Source organism: Pectobacterium actinidiae (genome assembly GCF_000803315.1).
Taxonomy (GTDB): Bacteria; Pseudomonadota; Gammaproteobacteria; order Enterobacterales; family Enterobacteriaceae; genus Pectobacterium; species Pectobacterium actinidiae.
Genome location: NZ_JRMH01000002.1, coordinates 463547 through 486292, shown reverse-complemented (window position 1 = coordinate 486292; position 22746 = coordinate 463547). Strand labels below are relative to the sequence as shown.

Annotated in this window: 18 protein-coding genes and 3 pseudogenes; 15 read left to right on the top strand and 6 right to left on the bottom strand. The window is 49.6% G+C overall.

What is annotated here, in order from left to right; translation table 11 throughout:
- The first annotated feature begins 6 nt into the window (after window positions 1-6).
- From ibpB to KKH3_RS19655, 6 genes are all read left to right on the top strand, one after another.
- Window positions 7-459, top strand: a complete 453-nt coding sequence (ibpB, locus tag KKH3_RS19680; RefSeq protein WP_039363580.1) for a small heat shock chaperone IbpB — start codon at window positions 7-9, stop codon at window positions 457-459.
- A gap of 264 nt (window positions 460-723) precedes the next feature.
- Entirely contained in the window at window positions 724-2382 is a 1659-nt protein-coding gene (locus tag KKH3_RS19675) for a putative transporter (RefSeq protein WP_039363578.1), read from the top strand.
- A 571-nt stretch (window positions 2383-2953) separates the two neighbouring features.
- Window positions 2954-4366, top strand: a complete 1413-nt coding sequence (locus KKH3_RS19670; RefSeq protein WP_039363577.1) for an anion permease — start codon at window positions 2954-2956, stop codon at window positions 4364-4366.
- A gap of 189 nt (window positions 4367-4555) precedes the next feature.
- Window positions 4556-6184 (top strand): sensor histidine kinase, encoded by a 1629-nt coding sequence (locus KKH3_RS19665; RefSeq protein WP_039363576.1) that lies wholly within the window; start codon window positions 4556-4558, stop codon window positions 6182-6184.
- A complete protein-coding gene (dcuR, locus tag KKH3_RS19660) occupies window positions 6177-6899 on the top strand; it encodes a two-component system response regulator DcuR (protein WP_010281107.1) in 723 nt (240 codons plus the stop codon). Before KKH3_RS19665 ends, dcuR begins: the two co-directional genes overlap by 8 nt.
- 103 nt (window positions 6900-7002) lie before the next feature.
- Window positions 7003-7896: a hypothetical protein gene (locus KKH3_RS19655; protein ID WP_039363575.1), complete on the top strand. Its 894-nt coding sequence runs from the start codon at window positions 7003-7005 to the stop codon at window positions 7894-7896.
- A 385-nt stretch (window positions 7897-8281) separates the two neighbouring features.
- On the opposite strand, the gene KKH3_RS19645 is transcribed toward KKH3_RS19655, so the two are convergent.
- Entirely contained in the window at window positions 8282-9625 is a 1344-nt protein-coding gene (locus KKH3_RS19645) for a 2-hydroxycarboxylate transporter family protein (RefSeq protein ID WP_039363571.1), read from the bottom strand.
- Window positions 9626-11061: 1436 nt separating this feature from the next.
- On the opposite strand from KKH3_RS19645, the gene dppA reads away from it, so the two are divergent.
- The 5 genes from dppA to dppF all read left to right on the top strand — a co-directional run bounded on the left by dppA (window position 11062) and on the right by dppF (window position 16839).
- Window positions 11062-12669 (top strand): dipeptide ABC transporter periplasmic-binding protein DppA, encoded by a 1608-nt coding sequence (gene dppA, locus KKH3_RS19640; RefSeq protein WP_039363569.1) that lies wholly within the window; start codon window positions 11062-11064, stop codon window positions 12667-12669.
- A gap of 233 nt (window positions 12670-12902) precedes the next feature.
- Window positions 12903-13922, top strand: a complete 1020-nt coding sequence (gene dppB, locus KKH3_RS19635; protein ID WP_039363568.1) for a dipeptide ABC transporter permease DppB — start codon at window positions 12903-12905, stop codon at window positions 13920-13922.
- 13 nt (window positions 13923-13935) lie between these two features.
- Complete coding sequence (dppC, locus tag KKH3_RS19630) at window positions 13936-14838, top strand: dipeptide ABC transporter permease DppC (protein WP_039363567.1); 903 nt, start codon at window positions 13936-13938, stop codon at window positions 14836-14838.
- Window positions 14839-14851: 13 nt separating this feature from the next.
- Window positions 14852-15832, top strand: coding sequence for a dipeptide ABC transporter ATP-binding protein (gene dppD / locus KKH3_RS19625; protein ID WP_039363566.1), 981 nt, complete (start codon window positions 14852-14854; stop codon window positions 15830-15832).
- Window positions 15829-16839 carry a dipeptide ABC transporter ATP-binding subunit DppF gene (dppF, locus tag KKH3_RS19620; RefSeq protein ID WP_039363565.1) on the top strand — a complete coding sequence of 337 codons (1011 nt, stop codon included), beginning with the start codon at window positions 15829-15831 and terminating at the stop codon, window positions 16837-16839. Before dppD ends, dppF begins: the two co-directional genes overlap by 4 nt.
- A gap of 983 nt (window positions 16840-17822) precedes the next feature.
- On the opposite strand, the gene KKH3_RS19610 is transcribed toward dppF, so the two are convergent.
- Window positions 17823-18239 (bottom strand): hypothetical protein, encoded by a 417-nt coding sequence (locus KKH3_RS19610; RefSeq protein WP_039363563.1) that lies wholly within the window; start codon window positions 18237-18239, stop codon window positions 17823-17825.
- A gap of 17 nt (window positions 18240-18256) precedes the next feature.
- Window positions 18257-19042 (bottom strand): annotated as a pseudogene (locus tag KKH3_RS22535) (RHS repeat-associated core domain-containing protein); the annotation flags it as partial.
- On the opposite strand from KKH3_RS22535, the gene KKH3_RS19600 reads away from it, so the two are divergent.
- The gene (locus KKH3_RS19600; RefSeq protein ID WP_052201396.1) at window positions 19007-19336 is read left to right on the top strand and encodes a SymE family type I addiction module toxin; all 330 of its coding nucleotides are present in this window, start codon (window positions 19007-19009) and stop codon (window positions 19334-19336) included. The pseudogene KKH3_RS22535 and the gene KKH3_RS19600 sit on opposite strands and share 36 nt — an antisense overlap.
- A 76-nt stretch (window positions 19337-19412) precedes the next feature.
- Here KKH3_RS19600 and KKH3_RS19595 read toward each other — a convergent pair whose 3' ends face one another.
- Both KKH3_RS19595 and KKH3_RS19590 read right to left on the bottom strand, forming a co-directional pair.
- Entirely contained in the window at window positions 19413-19706 is a 294-nt protein-coding gene (locus tag KKH3_RS19595; protein ID WP_039363555.1) for a hypothetical protein, read from the bottom strand.
- 344 nt (window positions 19707-20050) lie between these two features.
- Window positions 20051-21375, bottom strand: a pseudogene (locus tag KKH3_RS19590) (RHS repeat-associated core domain-containing protein); the annotation flags it as partial.
- A 54-nt stretch (window positions 21376-21429) separates the two neighbouring features.
- Here KKH3_RS19590 and KKH3_RS22575 point away from each other — a divergent pair.
- From KKH3_RS22575 to KKH3_RS19580, 3 genes and pseudogenes are all read left to right on the top strand, one after another.
- A pseudogene (locus tag KKH3_RS22575) lies at window positions 21430-21522 on the top strand (SymE family type I addiction module toxin); the annotation flags it as partial.
- Window positions 21505-21849 (top strand): helix-turn-helix domain-containing protein, encoded by a 345-nt coding sequence (locus KKH3_RS19585; RefSeq protein WP_039363553.1) that lies wholly within the window; start codon window positions 21505-21507, stop codon window positions 21847-21849. The pseudogene KKH3_RS22575 and the gene KKH3_RS19585, both read left to right, overlap by 18 nt.
- A gap of 73 nt (window positions 21850-21922) precedes the next feature.
- A complete protein-coding gene (locus KKH3_RS19580) occupies window positions 21923-22147 on the top strand; it encodes a SymE family type I addiction module toxin (RefSeq protein WP_039364371.1) in 225 nt (74 codons plus the stop codon).
- A gap of 67 nt (window positions 22148-22214) precedes the next feature.
- Here the strand turns inward: KKH3_RS19580 and KKH3_RS19575 are convergent, their stop codons facing one another.
- On the bottom strand, window positions 22215-22745 hold the full coding sequence (locus tag KKH3_RS19575) for an SMI1/KNR4 family protein (RefSeq protein ID WP_039363550.1): 531 nt from the start codon (window positions 22743-22745) through the stop codon (window positions 22215-22217).
- Window position 22746 lies beyond the last annotated feature (1 nt).

Here is a 22746-nt window from a genome sequence, read left to right as displayed (position 1 = left end):
TATATTATGCGTAACTACGACTTATCACCTTTACTGCGTCAGTGGATCGGTTTCGACAAATTAGCCAGCTCAATGCAAGGCAGTCAGGAACCGGTTGATTTTCCTCCGTATAACATCGAGAAGAAAGACGACAACCACTACCGCATCACGCTGGCGCTGGCAGGGTTCCGACAGAGCGATCTGGATATCGAAGTAGAAGGCCCGCGCCTGACTGTGAAAGGTTCTCCGGCACCGACTCAGAAAGCCGTGGAATATCTGCATCAGGGGTTGGTGTTTAAACCTTTCACGCTGAGCTTTACGCTGGCAGAACACCTGCATGTGTCCGATGCACATTTTGAAAATGGCCTACTGCATATCGATCTGGTGCGTGACGTGCCGGAAGCCTTGCAGCCTCAGCGTATCGCCATCGGCGGTGGTCGTCCGGCCTTGAACCAGCAGTCTGCTGACGACGCGTCATAACGCGACATCCGCATCATTCGTTTGATGATTTCCCCGCGCTCGTATCATTACGGGCGCGGTTTTGTGTTGCCCACCACGTTTCCTACCCCGGCATTCTGCCAGAATTAAAATATACTCGTCATACTTCAAGTTGCATGTGCGTTGGCTGGTCAAATTCGTTCCAGATGAATGTGTCCGTCTCTTACCGCCTGCACGCCACTCGAGTTATTTAGGGTATAGCGGCAGTGGCATTTCCCAATAAAAACGTCCGCAAAGGATAGGGGTATGAGTGATATCGCACTTACCGTGAGTATGCTGGCGCTGGTGGCGGTTCTGGGGTTATGGATCGGTAACTGGCGGATTTACGGCGTTGGTTTAGGGATTGGCGGGGTTCTGTTCGGTGGGATCATCGTCGGTCATGTTGCCCATCAGTACCAGATTCAATTGAATGATGACATGTTGCACGTCATTCAGGAGTTCGGTCTGATCCTGTTTGTCTATACCATTGGTATTCAGGTCGGGCCGGGTTTCTTTTCCTCCCTGCGGGTATCTGGCCTGCGCCTCAATGCGTTTGCTCTGCTGACGGTGTTTCTCGGCAGTGTGGTGACCGTCCTGCTGCACAAACTGCTCAATATTCCTTTGCCTATTATTCTCGGTATTTTTTCCGGCGCGGTGACCAACACGCCTTCGCTCGGTGCGGGTCAGCAGATTTTGACCGATCTCGGTTCAAGTTCAGCATTGGTGAACCAGATGGGAACGGGCTACGCGATGGCGTATCCGCTGGGGATTTGCGGCATTTTACTAGTGATGTGGCTGATGCGCGTCCTGTTTCGCGTGGCGGTAGAGAACGAAGCAAAGCAGTTTGAGGTCAGCAACGGTCTGCATCACGAGCAGCTTCACACGATAAATGTGTCGGTGACGAATACCAATCTGCAAGGGTTGGCGATTCAGGATGTGCCGATTCTGAACCGCGACACCATCGTCTGCTCCCGCCTGAAACGCGGCGATGAGCTGATGGTGCCATCACCGCAGACGCTGATCCAACTGGGCGACTACCTGCATCTGGTTGGTGCGAAAAGCGATCTGGAGCAAGCGAGGTTGGTCATCGGTAATGAAGTGGAAACGTCGCTTTCGACGCGGGGCACCGATCTCCACGTGGAACGTGTCGTGGTGACAAATGAGAAAGTGCTGGGACGCAAGATTCGCGAACTCAATCTGAAGCAAAACTACGACGTCGTAATTTCGCGCTTGAATCGCGCGGGTGTCGAGCTGGTCGCCAGTAATCAGGCCAGCCTGCAATTTGGCGATATTCTGAATCTGGTGGGGCGGAAAACGGCGATTGATGCCGTTGCGGATATCGTGGGGAATGCGCAGCAAAAGCTTCAGCAGGTACAGATGCTGCCCGTCTTTATCGGCATCGGGCTAGGCGTACTGCTGGGTTCAGTGCCGCTGATGATTCCCGGCTTTCCCGTTGCGCTGCGGCTCGGACTGGCTGGCGGGCCGCTGGTGGTGGCGCTGGTGCTGGGACGCATCGGCGGGATCGGTAAACTTCACTGGTTTATGCCGCCCAGTGCTAACCTGGCGCTGCGTGAACTCGGCATTGTGTTGTTCTTATCGGTTGTGGGGCTGAAATCTGGCGGCGACTTCGTCGATACGTTATTAAACGGCGATGGAATGTGGTGGATTGGCTATGGCGCGCTGATTACCATTGTGCCGCTGCTGCTGGTTGGCATACTGGCGCGAACGCTGGGTAAGATGAACTATCTGACGCTGTGCGGCATGCTGGCGGGTTCCATGACCGATCCACCTGCGTTGGCATTTGCCAATGGGCTTCACCCGACCAGCGGTGCGGCGGCGCTGTCTTATGCAACGGTTTATCCGCTGGCGATGTTTATGCGAATTATGTCGCCGCAGCTGTTAGCTGTACTGTTCCTCACGCTCTAAATGTTATCAGCTGGATAAAAAATACTATTTTCTCGCCGAATAATGGCGACTTATTTCTTTATTTTTGAATAAAGGAATACCTGAGTAAATAAATAAGGAATGGATAACTGACTGTCTGGAAAAGGATTATATTACCACTATTAGGTATAAGGTTTTTTTATCACTGCTTTGTCGTTAACTTCGTTAATTTTATGTTCTTTAAATGTCAATTATTATTGAATATTAAGGGTTTTTTATAGGGAAATAAAAACCGTGGTAGTTTCTTAAATAAATTAATGAACCCCTTTAGTAACTAAAGTTACGCTATTTTATAGGCGCATTATAATACTATCTCTTCATTAATCACTTGATTTGATTAGACGAGAGAAGCAACTTCGAACCCTTGTTTTCTCGTCTTTTTTTCCGCAGATGATTCCTGTTGCGTTGTTTTCAGCAGGGTGACGAAGGAAGAATAACGAAATACCCACTCCTCCGCACGGGACATCCGTCGTGAATATCTCCTGAATCATTCGAGCACGGCTCGAAGTATGAGGGGAATACAGAATCCGTTTTAATGAAGAGTGGTGTTCTTATGTCTGCGAATAACAGCAGGTTGATAAAGCTTCTAGTTATCCTTTGTATCGCCGGTGGATTATGGTTATTGCCGGTTCCTGATGGGGTTAAACCCGATGCCTGGCATCTGATGGCGATTTTCATTGCCACCGTTGTCGGTCTGATTCTCTCTCCTTACCCGCTTGGCGCAATGGCGATGTTCAGCCTGACCACGGTCGCCATATTGGGATTATTATCCATTAAAGAGGTACTGGCGGGTTTTAGCGATCCCACTATCTGGATGATCGCCTGTGCCTTCTTTATCTCTCGCGGTTTTATCAAAACCGGCTTTGGCCGACGCATTGGTCTGCTGTTCATCAGTAAGCTGGGGAATAGCTCTCTCGGTCTGGCGTATGGTCTGGTGTTTACCGACCTGCTATTTGCTCCGGCCATGCCTTCTACGTCTGCACGCTGCGGTGGGATCATCACGCCGCTGTTCCGTTCTATTGCCGAAGCCTACGACTCCACGCCGGAAAAAGGCACGCAGCGTCGCATTGGTGCGTTCCTGGTACAGTCCATTTTCCAGTGTAACGCCGTGACTTCTGCGATGTTTATGACCTCCATGGCGGGTAACCCAATGGTGGCGAAACTGGCTTCCCAGTTCGGTATTCACATCAGTTGGACGGATTGGGCGCTGGCGACACTGCTGCCGGGCTTCCTGTCTTTGGCGCTGATTCCTTACCTGATCTACCGTTTCTACCCGCCTGAACTGAAGAAAACCTCAGAAATGCGTGCGATCGCCGTCGAAAGACTGCGTGAAATGGGCAAAATGACCCGCGATGAGTGGGTGGTGCTGGGCGTGTTCCTGGGTCTGGTGACCTTCTGGGTGCTGGGTTCCACGCTGAATATCGACGCGACGCTGACCGCACTGGCGGGCCTGAGCGTGCTGTTGCTTAGCCGTGCGCTGACCTGGGACGACGTGGTCAGTGAGAAAGAAGCCTGGCACACCGTGGTATGGTTTGCCGTATTGATGACACTGGCGGGTCAGCTCAACAAAATGGGCCTGATTGCCTGGCTGGGCGGATTGGCCGGTAATGCGGTAAGCGGGATGCACTGGCTGCCGATGTTGGGTCTGCTGCTGCTGGTGTACTACTACAGCCACTACCTGATGGCGAGCGCGATTGCTCACATCAGTGCCATGTATGCGATTTTCGTCTCTATCGCACTGGCTGCCGGTGCACCGCCGATGCTGACCGTACTGGTGTTCGGTATCTTCAGTAACCTGTTTATGTCCACGACCCACTACTCAAGTGGCCCGGCTCCGATTTTGTTCGGCACAGGCTATATGCCGCTGGGGACCTGGTGGAAAATCGGTTTCCTGGTCAGTCTGGTCATCATCCCTATCTGGTTGGGTGTTGGCGGAATGTGGTGGAAACTGCTCGGTTTCTGGTAAAAGTGCAGATACGCACTGGCTTTCCTGATGCGGTACATTCCTGACGCGAATATACCGCAACGTTAAGTCTGATCTCCCTTCTTTAAGCCTACGCCCTGTCCTTGTGACGGGGCGTATGCATCACGGCACGCGAAACGCGACGAAACAGTATAAGATAACGGTGTGATGATGGTGGTTTCGGAGAGTGACATGGGCAAGAAAAAGGCACCGCTAAAGCTGGGAACATCGGTGTTTCTGATGGTGTCAGTTGTGCTTGGCGCGGTGTTGCTGGTGGTCTATTCCTTGCTGTTTTTTCGCATTAATCAGCTTTCAGAAGATCATCTGCGAGAAAAAGCCTTTGCGATTGCTCGCACATTTGCCGCTTCTCCCGTGGTTATTGATGAACTGAAAGGGATTGGCCGACCTGAGGAAGTGCAGATTGCTGCGGAGACGATTCGTCAGCGTAATCAGTTGCTCTTCGTCACCGTTACGGACATGGATACGGTGCGCCATAGCCACCCGGAACCGGAAAGGATTGGTGAGCATTTTGCCGGTCGGGATATCTACCCGGCGCTGTTGGGCATGGAAAATACCTCCATCAATCGAGGTACGCTCGATCCCGCGCTACGGGTCTTTACGCCGGTTTTCGACAGTAATCATAAGCAGGTTGGCGTTGTTGCGCTCGGGATTGCTTTAACCAGCGTGCAGAAGGTGATCAGCGATAACCGCTGGATGATTCCCTGGACGCTATTGGCGGGGGCGCTGGTCGGCTGGCTGGGCACGTTGATTCTGGTGAAAGTGCTCAAGCGCATTATGCTGGGATTCGAGCCGTTTGAGATCTCGAACCTGTTTGAACAGCGTAACGCGATGCTCAAACACATCAAAGAAGGCGTTATCGCGGTCGATCAGCATGGTCGGATTACCGTCATCAATGATGAGGCGCGACGGCTTTTCCGGCAAAATAATCCACAGGGCGGTGAAACACCGGTTTTGAAGCCAGCCGAACGCGTCAGCGACCAGTGGCTTGAACATCTACACCTGAAACAGGTACTGGAGAGCGGTACGCCACGACGCGATGAAGAGATTAACTTTAACGGTCATCTGCTGCTGACTAACACCGTTCCGGTTTTCGTGAAGGGCGATATTATCGGCGCGATTGCGACGTTCCGTGATAAAACGGAGATTAGCCAGCTGCTGCAACGGTTGAGTGGCATGTCCTACTATGCGGATGCGCTGCGTGCGCAGTCGCACGAGTTTATGAATAAGCTGCACGTCATCCTGGGGATGCTGCACTTAAAATATTACTCGCAGCTGGAAGATTATATCCTGAAGACCGCCAATAATTATCAGGCGGAAATTGGTTCGATTATTCGTAAAGTGAAATCGCCAGTGATTGCCGGCTTCCTGTTGGGTAAAATCAACCGCGCACGCGATCTCGGCATTACGCTCTCCATCAGCGAGGAGAGCCTGCTGCCGGATACCGATGATGTCGATGCTACGAATGAGTTGATTACCGTATTGGGTAATCTGATTGAGAATGCGATGGACGCGATTGATAGTCAGGAAAATTGCGAAATCAGCGTGAGCTTCCATCATCAGAATGGCCGCCTTCACTGTACCGTGGGGGATGACGGCCCCGGTATTTCGCCGGAGAGTCAGGCGCGCATTTATGAACAGGGATTCTCTACCAAAGGCAGCGGGCGCGGTATTGGCCTGTACCTGACCAAACAGAGTCTGGAGAAGATTGGCGGCACCATCGAGTTTGAATCAGAACCTGAGGTGTACACCCAGTTTTTCGTTACTATTCCTTATCAAGCAAGGCTGTTTGACCATGATTAATGTACTGATTGTTGATGACGATGCCATGGTTGCAGAGCTTAACAAATCTTATCTGAACCAGGTTTCTGGATTTAGCTGCTATGCGACGGTTCCCACGTTGCAGCAGGCGCGAAACCTGCTGATGCAACCTGACTCGGAAATCGATTTGGTACTGCTGGATATTTATATGCAGCAGGATAATGGACTGGATCTGCTGCCGACTATCCGTGAGTTCAGTGAAAAAACGGACGTCATTATCATCTCGTCTGCCAGCGATGTGTATACCATCAAAAAAGCGCTGCACTACGGCGTTGTGGATTACCTGATTAAGCCTTTCCAGTTTTCGCGTTTCGAACAGGCGCTGACCGCCTATCGCGAAGAGGCGAACTTGTTCAAGCACCGTGATTTTGTTGGGCAGTCGGATATCGATAACCTGATTCGCCGTACCAGCAGCAGCACGGTCAGTGAACGTAAGAAATTGCCGAAAGGGCTGACCAGCCTGACGTTGCGTACCGTCTGTGAGTGGATTGAAGGCAATCAGGGCATCGAGTTCTCTACTGAGATGCTGGCGAATGCGATTGGTATCTCCCGCGTCTCCTGCCGTAAATACCTGATCTATCTGTCCGATACCGGTATCCTGACCACCAACATCCTGTACGGCTCTACCGGCCGACCGGTTTATCTGTATCGCCTGTTGCCGGAAAAACAGGACTCGTTGCGCCAATACTGCGAATAAAACGCGGCGAATAAGGTAAATAAAAACAGAAACAAGGCGGGAGCGATCCCGCCTTGTGCTTATACACCATTCAGTGACGATGAAACCAAATGGAGTTGGTTGAGTGGAACACAATAAATTTATGCAGTACGGCCGCGGGTTAGGGCTGTGGCGGAATCCACGGGAAAATATTAAGCCCGAACCAACAAATTACTTTAGGGATGACCCTATTTACCTCACGCCCTCAAAAGGGGAGTGGGTTAATCAAATTCAAGAGTGCAAAAAAGAAAATAACCCGTTAGAGAACGGTGTATTTATCTGGACAGAAATTAAGGGGACAGGCCACACCTTTGTTTCAGTGCATGAGGGTAATACTGCTTTTGTGTTCACTTATGGTCGATTCGGTAGACGGTCTGGTGTTGCCGGGGCTGTGGGTGATGGCATCTTAAATTTTTTGCGATTTGACGATGCCAGGACATATTACCGAGAAGAGCTGTACAAGATGGAAGCGAAGGCATTCGTCATTACAGATGCAGATCCTACGATTGCCCGATTGTACTTTGAAAAGCTATGGCGCTCAGGTGGCAAGGTGAAAGAAACCATCAAGATGGGGGAAGGCACTAAAAGAAACGGTCGAACAATCGATCAATATGATGTTACAGGCGTGAACTGTACAACCCATGCAACAAAAGGCGTGAAGATTGCGGGATCACAGGTATTTGAGGGAGGATATACGATTAACTCTCAGATACAGATTAATTACGAAGAAGATTTCGCCGTTCCGGTATCGCTACAGCGATATTTAGAGCGAAAAAGCACTGAGTCATCGATGCTTGTTGTTGATATGACCAGTGAATTTAGAAAGCAGTACCCGAATACCGATAACTACACATCGATAAGCGAAGATACTGCGTTAAGAGTCGTCTCCGAGGTTGTTTCTGGTATAGGTAAAATTTCACCTTATTCTGGTGGTACTATCGGTGGGTTATTGGATGGGGCACACGATGTTAACAAGTAAATGCAAGACGTTTATTCGATGGTTGAGTATTTGCCTTGTCTCTTTTTGTTATTTGATAAGCATTGCTCTTTTTTCTTTTGGACATGTTCAAGACAAGGAAAGAATGGCTTTTTTATCTGATAAAACAGTGTCAGTTGAATACCATTTTGCGATACTGGCTGATATGAGAGAGTCTATGGATTCCATGTATTCAGCCACACTAATTGGTTTCCCAATTAGTGTGATCCTTATTCTGATCATTTTCAAAAAGGTTAGGTAGTTGCGGTAAGCTAAACCGTTACCAATGGCTGCTGCTGGAAAAGCAGGACTCTCTGCGCCAATACTGTGAATAAAAACGCCACGGCAATCACCGTGGCGTTTTTATTAGTGGGGAAGCGTGGTCGGATTAGACAACCCAGCCCAGCAGCAGCGTGGCGGCGATGACGGTAGACGCGCCGCCGATACGGGTAGCGATCTGTGCGAATGGCATCAGAGACATACGGTTAGAAGCAGACAAAATCGCGACGTCACCTGTTCCGCCCAGCCCGCTGTGGCACGTGGTCACGATGGAAGCCTCAATCGGGTACATGTTCAGGTAAGGCGCGATCAGGAAGCTCACCAGCGCCATGGACAGTACCACAGAGCCACACACGATGACGTAACCTACAGAGAATACCGCGACGACGCTCTCCAGTGGGATATACAACATGCCCAGCCCGATCATCAGTGGCCATACCAGAGAACTGGATACGAACTTGTAAACGCTGTGCGCACCGGTTTCCATGACGGCAGGAATCACGCGACCATATTTGCAGAACACGGCGATCAGAATCATCAACACCGGGCCAGGGATGTGTACCAGTTTTTCAAACAGACCGCCGACGATGAAGAAGGCGCAAATCATCAACAATCCGCCGCCCATCAGGTGAAAATCGACCGGTTTTGGTGCTTCGTTTACGGCAAACATCGCGTTGTCTTCATCGCTGCGAACCAGACGGCCTTCACCGTTCAGATCTTTGCGGCGCATACCCAGACGGGACAGCACGCCAGCACACAGAATTGCAAAGATGTTGCCGACGACGGCTGCGGGTGCTAACTGAGCCACATAAACGTCCGGGCTTTGTCCCAGAATGGCAGAATAGGCGAGGGATAATGGCAGGATGCCTTCGCCAATACCGCCACCGATGATTGGCACGATAATGAAGAAGAAGGTGTGATAGAAACTGTAGCCGCACAGTTTACCGACCAGAAGACCAGTCGCCAGCGCCGTTGCGGTACCGATGACCAGTGGGACGAACATACGAACCATCCCCTGAATCAGGATCTTACGGTTCATACCCAGGATACTGCCGACCACCAGACAGGCGATGACGAAATATAGGAAATTAGCCTCTTTCATCAACAGGTGGACTGTTTTCATGGTGTTGTCATTGAATAAATTAAAATACACCATCACAGAAGGCACCATCAGGCATAGAATCGCCGGGCCGCCGATATCTTTGAACACGGGAATGTTGCTGCCAATATGTGCCAGTAAAAAACCCATTGTCATGATGACGGCGAAACCGCCAATCATATTTTTCGGCAAATATCCTTCGTAGGCAGCGATAGCGACAATGGCGGCAATCGCTATAAAAAGTGCAATGGGAACGGAGCCGATTTTCTTTTTAAAAAACCCTCCGATAAACGATGTCTGTGTTTCCAGAGCGAGATCGTTCTCACATAAAATATCAGTTTCAATTTTTTTCATTATATTCACCCTGCTAGGACAGTTGGTACAGAAAGAAATTACATCCCCGCTGCGTAATGTCGTTGCGATATTGATAGTGCATCGTTATCGACGAATCTTATTGGCTTTTTTCTCGCCGACATCAGTGCGATTATCGAGCGTTGCTAATGCCAATGACAGCGGGATGTTTATTATCAAAAGGCAGAAAAATACGTTTTTTGTTTTTTTATCAGTTAGTAACAAAAAGATAAGGAATAGTTGATGTTATTTAACAATGAATCACGTTGGAGAGTAATCTAGCATGAGGGAATGTTAAAAATAATACGTTAATTACGTATTTGTGAACTTATCAGCAACTCCATTTTAAATAACTTATATCGTTTTTTTGTAATTAAAATAATTCATTGGGGAGTGCGGGGAATAAAAAATCTCGGCGAGATAAGCAACAAAGTGAAAAATACCACGTTGTTGGAATAAGTAAATAGCGTGTTTTCATTTTAGTGAAAATATTTATTTAACTAAAATAGCCGATTTATTATTGAGCAATATCACAGTTCCTTGGGCTAGTGCCTTAGCGCCGATGCTGTGAACGGAATGTGATCTTTATCTCGTTTTATTCCCCTTTATCTATCTGGCAGGCGTTACCCAATGTATGGGGTACGCAAATCTCGTCTTTCACAACACGGCGATGTGTGTTTTCGACCAGCCTAAGAGAGGAACGCCGTGTTTTTGTGCCGCATAGAGTTTTTTTATGTAGCGTAGATAGTCGTTAATCTACTTATGGCTAAAGGGTAAATATCAGAATTTCTTATTATCCGTCAGGATTTTCACCTGCCGTTAACGTTTTTAACAAAAAATAGTGCTCAAATCTTGGACATGTAAGACCAGATGACTATAGTTTTTTTAATGGTGATAATTTCTTTATGTCCGCAATGTATCAGTTTCTATTGCTGTTTTTTCGTCAAAAAACAGAGAATATGCCTTCCTTGAAGTGAGGAATTTGTATTTTCTCTTTTAAGAAAATGTAAGGAAATTTTGTAAATCCTTACAGCTTATATTGACGTCACCGCCATCTGTTGAGAAATTGAGGGCGTCATAGGGATATAAGGAGGAAAGCAGCGGCTTGTCTGAATGATTCTACGTCTTCATCCAGCATCCGTGAGCGGGTTGTGGCGCGTCAAAGTATACGTTGTAGTTATTATGACTCTATCCAACAGCGTGACGGCCATCGGTTTCGGTAACCACCTTTCTTCTCCCTCATTATTTTAATTTTGCCTTCGGGCGACAGGGTACAGACCACAGTTCGTAAAAATACAGGTCTGGCCAACCATACCCAATTGATTTCGAGATGCAGGACGGAATACCAGCGTTGTTAATTTCCGTGTTTTAGCGACGCATATGCAGCTTGGAGTATGGCGGGTATAGCACACAACATCATCCACAATGGAGCACAAGTAATGGAAAAATCCCTCGTTAGATCAAGGGTGTTGAAGTTCGGCCTTGGCTTGCTCGCCATGTCCGTCGCCGCAGGCGTTCAGGCAAAAACGCTGGTTTACTGCTCAGAAGGCTCCCCGGAAGGTTTTAACCCACAGCTGTTCACCTCCGGCACAACGTTTGATGCCAGCTCTATTCCTATTTATAACCGTTTGGTGGAGTTTAAAGACGGCACCACGGACACTAGCCCGGGTCTGGCTGAAAAATGGGATATTAGCGAAGACGGTAAAACCTATACTTTCCATCTACGCAAAGGCGTGAAATGGCAAGACAGCAAGGATTTCAAACCGTCTCGTGAATTCAATGCCGATGACGTGATTTTCTCCTTCATGCGTCAGCAGGATGCCAACCATCCGTACCATAAAGTGTCTGGCGGCAGCTATGAATACTATCAAGGTATGGGTATGCCGGAGCTGGTCAGCAAAATCGAAAAAGTCGACGATTACACCGTCCGCTTTGTGCTGAACCGCCCTGAAGCGCCGTTCCTGGCAAACCTGGCGATGGACTTCGCTTCTATCATGTCAGCGGAATACGCGGATAAGATGCTGAAAGCGGGTACGCCAGAGAAGATTGACCTGAATCCAATCGGTACAGGCCCGTTCCAGCTCCAGCAGTACCAGAAAGATTCCCGCATTCTGTACAAAGCCTTTGAAGGTTTCTGGGGTACCAAGCCGGGCGTTGACCGTCTGGTCTTCTCCATCACGCCAGATGCTTCCGTACGTTACGCCAAGCTGCAAAAAGACGAATGCCAGATCATGCCGTATCCAAATCCGGCCGATCTCGCCCGCATGAAAGAAGACAAAAACATCACGTTGATGGAACAGCCTGGTCTGAACGTCGGCTACCTGTCTTACAACGTTGAGAAAAAACCGCTGGATAACGTCAAGATTCGCCAGGCGCTGAACTATGCGGTGAACAAGTCTGCCATCATCGATGCGGTCTATCAGGGTGCTGGCCAAGCTGCAACCAACCTGATCCCGCCGACCATGTGGGGCTACAACAAAGACGTTAAAGACTACAGCTACGATCCTGAGAAAGCGAAAGCCCTGCTGAAAGAAGCAGGCATGGCTGACGGCTTCGCTATCGACCTGTGGGCAATGCCAGTACAGCGTCCGTACAACCCGAACGCCCGTCGTATGGCGGAAATGATTCAGTCCGACTGGGCGAAAGTGGGTGTGAAAGCCAAGATCGTCACCTACGAGTGGGGCGAGTATCTGAAGCGTGCGAAAGACGGCGAGCACCAGACCGTGCTGATGGGCTGGACGGGCGACAATGGGGATCCAGATAACTTCTTCGCGACCTTGTTCAGCTGCGACGCAGCTAAAAATGGCTCCAACTATTCCAAGTGGTGCTACAAGCCGTTTGAAGATTTGATCCAACCGGCGCGTGCCATTTCCGATCACGAAAAACGTATTGAGCTGTACAAACAAGCACAGGTTGTGATGCACGATCAGGCTCCGGCACTGATTGTCGCGCACTCCACCGTGTATGAGCCAGTGCGTAAAAACGTGAAAGGCTATGTAGTTCAGCCGCGTGGCGTGCATAGCTTCAACAACGTGACGTTGGATTAAGTCAGCCACTCAATTTTCACGGACATTAAAAACCCCGACCTTGCGGTTTCTCATTAGAGGAGCCGTGGAGGCGGGGTTTCTTGCCCGTTACGTTTTTATGGCAGACTTCCTGCCCGTCATCCGGCGGGCCGTCGCACACGACGTTTAAAATCGTTCCTGACGATTTTTTAGCTGTGAGCAATGATAAGCCTGATGGCCAATGAGCCAACGGGCATAAATAGAGAGTTCGGGATATGTTGCAGTTCATACTCCGGCGTTTGGGGCTCGTTATCCCAACGTTTATTGGTATCACCCTATTGACCTTCGCATTCGTGCACATGATTCCGGGCGACCCGGTGATGATCATGGCGGGGGAGCGGGGGATTTCCGCCGAGCGCCATGCGCAATTGCTGGCAGAAATGGGGCTGGACAAGCCCCTTTGGCAGCAATACATCCACTATATTGGCGGTGTGTTGCAGGGCGATCTGGGGATCTCCCTCAAAAGCCGCATCCCCGTGTGGGAAGAGTTCGTACCTCGCTTCAAAGCGACGTTGGAACTGGGTATCTGCGCGATGCTGTTTGCTATCGCGGTTGGGATCCCGGTTGGCGTGTTGGCTGCGGTCAAACGTGGTTCTATTTTCGATCATACCTCTGTTGGCCTGGCGCTGACGGGCTACTCCATGCCTATCTTCTGGTGGGGCATGATGCTGATTATGCTCGTTTCCGTTCAGCTCAATCTGACGCCCGTTTCGGGACGTATCAGCGACACGATTTTCCTCGATGACAGTATGCCGCTGACCGGCTTTATGCTGATCGATACCCTGTTCTGGGGCGAGGAAGGCGATTTTATCGACGCGGTTGAACATATGATCCTGCCTGCCATCGTGCTGGGCACCATTCCACTGGCGGTGATAGTGCGTATGACGCGCTCTGCGATGTTGGAAGTGCTGGGTGAGGACTATATCCGCACCGCCCGTGCTAAAGGGCTGAGCCGTCTGCGTGTGATTATCGTGCACGCGTTGCGTAATGCGATGCTGCCGGTGGTAACAGTGATTGGTTTGCAGGTCGGCACCATGCTGGCTGGGGCGATCCTGACGGAAACCATTTTCTCCTGGCCGGGGCTGGGACGGTGGTTGATCGATGCGTTGCAGCGTCGTGACTATCCGGTGGTTCAGGGCGGCGTACTGCTGGTGGCAACCATGATTATTCTGGTGAACCTGCTGGTCGATGTGCTCTACGGTGTGGTTAACCCACGCATCCGTCACAAGAAATAAGGGGAAGGCTAAGATGACACACGTCACTGAACCTGTTGTAAACAGCGCACCGAAGCCGATGACCCCGCTACAGGAATTCTGGCACTATTTTAAACGTAACAAAGGGGCGGTCGTTGGCATGGTGTATGTCGTGCTGATGCTGATTATCGCCATTGGTGCCAACGTACTGGCACCGCATGCGCCTGCGGAGCAGTTCCGCGATGCGCTGCTTCGTCCGCCGGTCTGGCAAGAGGGCGGAAGCTGGCAGTTTATTCTGGGAACGGACGATGTCGGACGTGATGTCCTGTCCCGTCTGATGTACGGCGCACGCCTGTCGCTGCTGGTTGGCTGTCTGGTCGTCGCACTGTCGCTGGTGCTGGGGGTGATCTTCGGTCTGTTGGCCGGATATTTCGGCGGCGTGGTCGATGCGCTCATCATGCGTATCGTCGATATCATGCTGGCACTGCCGAGCCTGCTGCTGGCGCTGGTGCTGGTCGCCGTCTTCGGGCCTTCGATTGTGAACGCCTCGCTGGCGCTGACCTTCGTGGCATTGCCGCACTATGTCCGTTTGACCCGTGCGGCGGTACTGGTGGAAGTCAATCGCGATTACGTCACCGCTTCACGCGTGGCGGGAGCGAGTTCGGCACGCCAAATGTTCGTCAACATTCTTCCGAACTGCCTGGCTCCGCTGATTGTGCAGGCTTCTCTCGGCTTTTCTAACGCCATTCTCGATATGGCTGCTTTGGGTTTCCTCGGTATGGGCGCACAGCCGCCAACGCCAGAGTGGGGCACCATGCTGTCGGACGTTTTGCAATTTGCGCAAAGCGCCTGGTGGGTGGTGACGTTCCCCGGTCTGGCAATCTTACTGACGGTATTGGCGTTTAACCTGATGGGGGACGGCTTGCGTGATGCTCTCGACCCCAAACTCAAGCAGTAGTCGAGGTAGAGAGATGGCGTTGCTCAATGTAGATAAATTGTCGGTTCACTTTGGTGATGAGGATCTGCCGTTCCGTGCAGTCGATCGTATCAGCTACCAGGTTGAACAAGGTCAGGTCGTCGGTATCGTCGGGGAATCCGGCTCCGGTAAATCCGTCAGCTCGCTGGCGATTATGGGACTGATTGATTACCCCGGCAAAGTGATGGCCGACAAGCTGGAATTTAACCAGCGTGATTTAACAAAAATTTCTGAGAAAGAACGGCGTAATCTGGTGGGCTCTGAAGTCGCGATGATTTTTCAGGATCCGATGACCAGCCTGAACCCGTGCTACACCGTGGGCTACCAGATTATGGAAGCCATCAAGGTGCATCAGGGCGGTAACCGCAAAACCCGTCGTCAGCGTGCGGTTGACCTGCTGACGCTGGTTGGGATTCCCGATCCGGGTTCGCGTCTTGACGTGTATCCGCACCAGCTTTCCGGCGGGATGAGCCAGCGCGTGATGATCGCGATGGCGATTGCCTGTCGGCCGAAGCTGCTGATTGCCGATGAACCAACCACGGCGCTGGACGTGACCATTCAGGCGCAGATCATCGAGCTGCTGCTCGAATTGCAGCAGCGTGAAAACATGGCGCTGATCCTGATTACGCACGATTTGGCGCTGGTGGCTGAAGCGGCACACCACATCATTGTGATGTATGCCGGACAGGTCGTGGAATCAGGCAAAGCGGCGGATATTTTCCGCGCACCGCGTCATCCGTATACCCAGGCGCTGCTACGCGCGTTACCGGAGTTTGCGGCGGATAAATCCCGACTGGCATCGTTGCCGGGTGTGGTACCGGGTAAATATGACCGCCCGAACGGCTGTCTACTCAACCCGCGTTGCCCCTATGCACAGGGCCGCTGCCGTCAGGAAGAACCTGCACTGCGCGATATTCCTGGTCGTCAGGTGAAATGTCATACACCGCTGGATGATGCGGGGAGGCCAACCCTATGAGTGAACTGAACGCAACATCGCAGTCGTATTTGCTGCATGCGATTGATTTGAAAAAACACTACCCGGTGAAAAAGGGCTTTTTCGCGCCAGAGCGGATGGTGAAAGCGTTGGACGGCGTTTCCTTTACGCTGGAGCGTGGTAAGACGCTAGCGGTGGTAGGAGAATCTGGCTGTGGAAAGTCCACGCTGGGTCGCCTGCTGACGATGATTGAAACCCCATCGGATGGTGAACTGTACTATCAGGGGCAGGATCTGCTGAAGCACGATCCGCAAGCGCAGAAACTGCGTCGGCAGAAGATCCAGATCGTTTTCCAGAATCCTTATGGATCGCTCAATCCACGTAAGAAAGTCGGCCAGATCCTGGAGGAACCGCTCCAGATCAACACTGAGCTGTCAAAAGCTGAGCGTCGTGAAAAAGCGCTGGCGATGATGGCGAAAGTGGGGTTGAAAACGGAGCATTATGATCGCTACCCGCATATGTTCTCCGGCGGCCAACGCCAGCGTATCGCTATCGCTCGTGGGTTGATGCTGGACCCTGACGTGGTGATTGCCGACGAACCTGTTTCGGCGCTAGACGTGTCGGTTCGCGCACAGGTGCTGAATCTGATGATGGACTTGCAGCAGGATCTGGGGCTGTCTTACGTCTTCATCTCGCACGATCTGTCCGTTGTCGAACATATCGCTGATGAAGTGATGGTGATGTATCTGGGGCGCTGTGTGGAGAAGGGCAGTAAAGACGCCATTTTCAATAATCCGCGCCACCCGTATACGCAGGCGTTACTTTCCGCGACGCCGCGCCTGAATCCGGATTTACGCCGCGAGCGCATCAAGCTGACAGGTGAGCTACCTAGCCCACTGAATCCACCACCGGGCTGTGCGTTCAATGCCCGCTGTCAGCGCTGCTTCAGCACCTGCACCCAGTTCCAGCCACAGCTGAAAACCTACGGTGAGCAGCAGGTCGCCTGCTTCGCTGTCGATCAGGATGAACAGGGCACCGCTGTCGCCTAGTTTGTCTTTAATGCCCCACGCCGCTTTACCGGGGCGTGGGGGCTTTGGATTTTTTGCCCAACCCGTTGAGCGCGGGAGACTGGTGATTGAGACGGAGATGAATCTCTGACGTCGCACATCACGGAATAACAGCAGATAAAATAAATCCGGAAGCATCGTTAGGATCGCTTCCGGATTTTTTATTTATAAATTATTATCAATAGACATCAAGTATATTTTCGCTTTTACTGAAAAAAGTAAATTATTTCCAATGAAAAAATATCCTACTAACTCATTATTCTGATTAATCTCTCCATAGACACCAAGATGAAGTTCAGTGCCATTAAGATAATTAGATAAACCAGAGTTTTGCCAGTGCAATAAAAGAAGTATAAAATTTTAAAGTAAAAGTTAGCTATTCTATACCCAGCATTATTATAAACTTCATCAGGCATGTCTGACTCGTTGCATTTTAGGTGACTGTTAATTTCTTTTTCTCGGCTATCGATACCTAAAAAATGTACACTCAAATAGTTTCCTAAATAAAATGCTGGTTCAGCTACACTTTCTATAACTTATGGAAATTCAATATTTTTTAGTGAAAAATTCATTTAACCAACCTTCTCGCGCAGATATTACCGCGAGATTCTTATTGATCTCAACTATTCTTTGGCCTGTTTTAGGATGAATAAAATAGCTAGCAGGTAATTGATATTTATGCAAAAATATACTTATCAAATCACCAGAAACGTCATAGACACTTCGTCCTCGAATATAGTCAGGCGCATCAAGATAATAATCTTCGATGATTTTATCGAGGAATGAATTGATAGCGTAACTTTACTGCATATTTTAGTGGCTAGGAATCATTGCAAGAAAATTTAGTGTACATGATGGGTTTCTTCAATGCACTAATCTCATCTTGTGTGGCAGTTATACTTTTTACATTTTCTGACACCGAAAATTTGGAAGATCCAAAGAGGATCTTCCTGCTATGAATACTCTTACATATCGCTCAGTATTTCGTCAAGCCAACTACTATTTGGCCGCTCACAAGTTACATGGCCGCCGAAGCGAAGTGTATCATTAGATTTTACTTTACCTTTATATTCAAAATCAGGCAAAGCAAAAAGATAGCTTATCTTATCAACATTTTTCTTCTCCAAAAGGAGAGATACTTTTGATGTTATAAAATCAAATCCCTCTTCAAGATTTATATTTTTTTTTCTAGATAAGTTACCTAGTTCTCCTTGTTCTTTTCCATACCATATAATAATTGCATGGTCGTAGTCTATGAGTCTGTTTTTTAAATGAAAATCTCTTTCAAATTTACATTCATTATCATTGATAGAAAAGTTATCCATGATAGCTTCATAATTCGTCGAAACAGAATACCAAATAGCGTATTTTTCCTTACTCATTATCTTAACACCTATAATTAAAATGGAAGATCAAATAGACCAAATGGAAGCCGTTTACTAGACCATTTTCTCACAGCATTTAGATAACTATTTATATCCGTGGCTTTACCAGCAATTTTAATAAGTTCACTGTGGGCTAATGACGACTGGGTCGTAACACCACCGCTATGTGGCAGAGTATGCGTCCCCATAACACCAAGATCGTCCAAGAACTTAACCTGGCCAGTCGGTGTTCTCCACTTCATATAGTCGTTAAACGAAACACCCATTTGTTTAAATTTGTCAGCTTGAGAGACAGGTAACCATTCATGAAACCCCCCGCCTTTTGAACCACCGGCTTTACGAAGTCGATCCATGATATTTTCTTTAAACTTTGGATTACTCCATGCTTTCATGAATTGCTTCTGTGTCGAGTTATTCCAGAAGTTCTCAAATCCTGCTTTTCCTCTTCCCCATCCTTTTAGGTACTTACTGCATCCCGCTAACCCTAATGGATCTATTAATTCATTGGGATTCTGTACATACCCGTAGTTACTCTCTCCCCCCAACACCCCTATCGGGTCAGGCGAGACATAACATCCACCGGCTGGGTCGTAGTACCGAAAACGGTTATAACATAGCCCGCTTTCGGTGTCACGGTACTGTCCGGCAAAGGCAAGGCCCGGGTCGGCAGGGTCTTCCGCGGAGCTTGGCCACTGCCCCCAGAGGGTGCTTTTCGGTGCCTGCCAGCACAGGGTGCCGTCGGGCTGGTACAGGGCCTGAGGTTCATCGTTCTGGCTGCTGGTGACAAAATCGGTTTCCCATTTAAAATCTCTCAGGCCGAACGCTTTACCCGTGTGGGCTATCGACCCATCAAGGGCAACCACGACACCCCGGCTATCAACATCGCTGGGCAATGGCTGAAGGAAGCCGGGTTCAGTACCGGGCAACCGCTCAGGCTTCGCATCATGCCCGGCTGCATTGTGATTACTACACAGGATATCCGCGCACTCTGGCAAGACCTGCAAGCCCTCAGCATTGCGCCGTTCGATGAATACGCCGTTACCTGCTGGCTTAAGCGCTTTCCCGGTAGGCTGGATGTGGTGGGGGATAATTAGTCAGTAAACAACCGCAACTGAGCAGCAGATAATAAAAAGCCGGAAGGATCGTTGAGATCGCTTCCGGCTTGTTTCATTAGTCACCACTAACTCTGATATAGATTATTTTTTTACTTAGCAACGATTTTATTTTTTCTATTTTTATTTCTTCCAATGAATTATTTTCACAGACTTCAATAAATTCATTTATAAACAAAATAGCATCGTCACCCTTAAATAAACAGTCGGTGCGATAATAATCTTTTATTTTCCTTAGTTGTTTAAAACTACTCCATCTTGTTGAATTAGAAAATATTGAAGAATGTAAAGATTCACTAATGTCAAGATTAAATATCTCATCGTCAAATTTTATTTGAAAATCCAAAGACATACCTTCCCTTACAATATTAAGTCAGTTATTTTTACATCCCTGAATACACTTTGTGGGAATGCAGTAACCAAATCACCATTAGATTCAACAACAACCCTAACCTTTGTCAAAGCCTCGCCTTCAGGTGTTCGCCCGACAGTTCTTGGCAATGTTTTTTCATAAACAAGCCTAGACCCATCCCGCGTAATTCGGTCAGGATTACGGAATACATTTCTTACCGTTGATTTCCATTCAGCATTTCCTATCGTCCATTTACTTTTATGGTCCCAGCCAATTTTATTACCCACATGTCGATCCTTAACGTGCTGTACTCCATCACGCGTTAAATTGACTTTAGATGGCAATGGACATTTAGCGAGACCTAGCGGGTCGATCCAACTAATAGGATTAGGTGCGTAAGCGTAATTATTTTCCCCCCCCAACACCCCTATCGGGTCCGGCGAGACATAACATCCACCGGCTGGGTCGTAGTACCGAAAACGGTTATAACATAGCCCGCTTTCGGTGTCACGGTACTGTCCGGCAAAGGCAAGGCCCGGGTCGGCAGGGTCTTCCGCGGAGCCTGGGCGCTGCCCCCAGAGGGTGCTTTTCGGTGCCTGCCAGCGCAGGGTGCCGTCGGGCCGGTACAGGGCCTGAGGTTCACCGTTCTGGCTGCTGGTGACAAAATCGATTTCCCAGCGTCCGTCAGTATTCTGCCGCTGCTGAACCAGCAACTCCCAGCCGTTGTGTACCCAGTGGCGGCGGGCAACGCGTTCACCGTTGCGATAATGCCGCACCTCGGCTATCTGGTCGCCGTCCCACAGGTAGCGGATATCATCCTGCGTCTGCTCACAGCGTTTGCCGGTACGTCGTCCGAACGGGTCGTAGCGGTAGAACCAGCGTTCGCCCGTCGGGGTGTCAACGACTCTGAGCTGGTTACGGCTGTCCCAGCGGTAGTGCCAGACTTGAGGACGGTAGCCCGGCTGAACCACCTGCTTGCGTATCAGCCGTCCGGCTTTGTCGTACTGATAGTGAGTATTGTCGTGCTGAGTCAGCCTGCCCGCCTGCCATTCGGTGAGTCGGGCGGTATCCTGCGGCAGGCCGTTGCGGGTATAGCGATAGGCTTCGTCAGTTTCGACCGCGCGGCCTGCGCCACCGCTCAGGACGGACAGCACGCGCCCGGTGGCGTCCAGACGATAGCCTCGGGTTTCACGGTTATGGCGAACGCCAGCCAGATTGCCCACGCCGTCGTACAGGTATTCTCTTGTCTGTGTGGCATGCAGGCGACCATCCTGCTGCTGACCGCTCATCTCGCGCGTCAGCCAGCCCATCACGTCATATTCGCGGTGCTGGGCGAACGCCCCGCCTGAACGGGAAGATTCCCGTCCGGTGCGGTTTCTTTGATGAGCAGCCCGCGTCCGTCATACAGGAAGTGGCGGATTTCGCCTTCGGCATTGCGGATGGCGATGCAGTTGCCGTCTTCGTCATAGCTGTAGTGGGTGTCGGTGCCCGCCATATCCCGTTCGCGGATAACCCGCGCGTCGGCATCCAGCCACCATTGCCAGCGGCTACCATCCGGGGCGATAACGGCGACCAACTGCTGGCTCTCTTTGTCGTACTCGTAACGCCAAGTGCGATCTTGTGCATCCGTCCGCGAGGTGAGCAGGTCAAAGGAGCCGTAGCTCTGGCGCGACTTAAGTGTAAATAAAACAACTAAAATATAACGTTAATACACGGTGAGATACTCCCGCAGAATGGCAGACCAAACTCGCCGTCAGCGATTAACCTTAAAGGCCGCTGGCTGGAGGTGTTGGGCTTTATGACCGGGATGCAGATCACGGGTTTGACACAACAAAGCCTCTCTGACGCCACCGGTATCCATGTACAACAGATTAAACGCTACGAAGCCGGTAGCTTACAGCCTACCGCCGAGGCCTTAAAGAAGCTCACCATTGTGCTGCATGTTTCATCTGATTTTCTGCTGTTTGAACCCGGTGAATGTGAGCCGGAAGATGATTTGAAGCTGAGGTTTGAAGCCGTCGCTGCCATGCCTGCTGAAGAGCAGGAAGTGGCTAAAGCCGTGCTGGATGCGATGATTGTGAAGAATCAGGTTTCCCAGACTATGGCACGAGTGACGAAGCCGATGGGCAAAGAGAAGGATTAAAACGAACGCGACGCGGATGTGTTACGAGCACACCCACGCCGCTCACCACAAGCAACTAAACGAGGTAGTTACTATGGCTAAGGCACATTCTAAGTCAGACGTCACCGTTAATAAAGCAACCAAAACAGCACGTTACTACACGGTGGGATACGCCCCGCAAAACGGCAGGCCCAACCCGCCGTCAGCGATTAACCTTAAAGGCCGCTGGCTGGAAGAATCAGGGTTTATGACCGGGATGCCGATAATGGTGACTGTGGAGCGGGGAAGGATACTGATTGAGACGGAGATTAATCTCTGACCCCGCACGGAATAAACAACAGGTAAAATAAAGCCGGAAGGATCGTGGGATCGCTTCCGGCTTATTTCTAATATTTCTCAAAAATGATATTATCAGGAGGGAAGTTATTAGGTAACGAATCTGGTTTTATTTTTTTTAATAACACACCAGACAATAAAGATGTTATGTTTTCATCAAAATATTCTATATCAGGTGATCTAGACGCAACTATTGCCGTTCCCCATGCATCACTATTTTTTAGATCGGAAACAACCCAAAAAATATAATCACCATTATCCGTTACACCTATTGGTAAAAGTCCGTTTTTTTCCGGATAAAGGTTATATTTAAAATAGTCTGGATCTTCATTATTAAGGTAATCAAAGTCTTCAATAATTAATTTTTTTTGCTCAAAAAAATTAAGATCATTATTTTGAGTAAATGGACTAAATATCGCAATAAAATTAGCAATTCGTCCCGTACCATAGCTACTGATAAACTCAACATAGTCATTAGGAAATGTAATGCCTTCATCTATAGAAGGCCAAGCATCACCGCTACCAGACTCATTGGGAGAAACCGGTGGGACTAAAATACTATCTAATTTAGGCATGGTCATG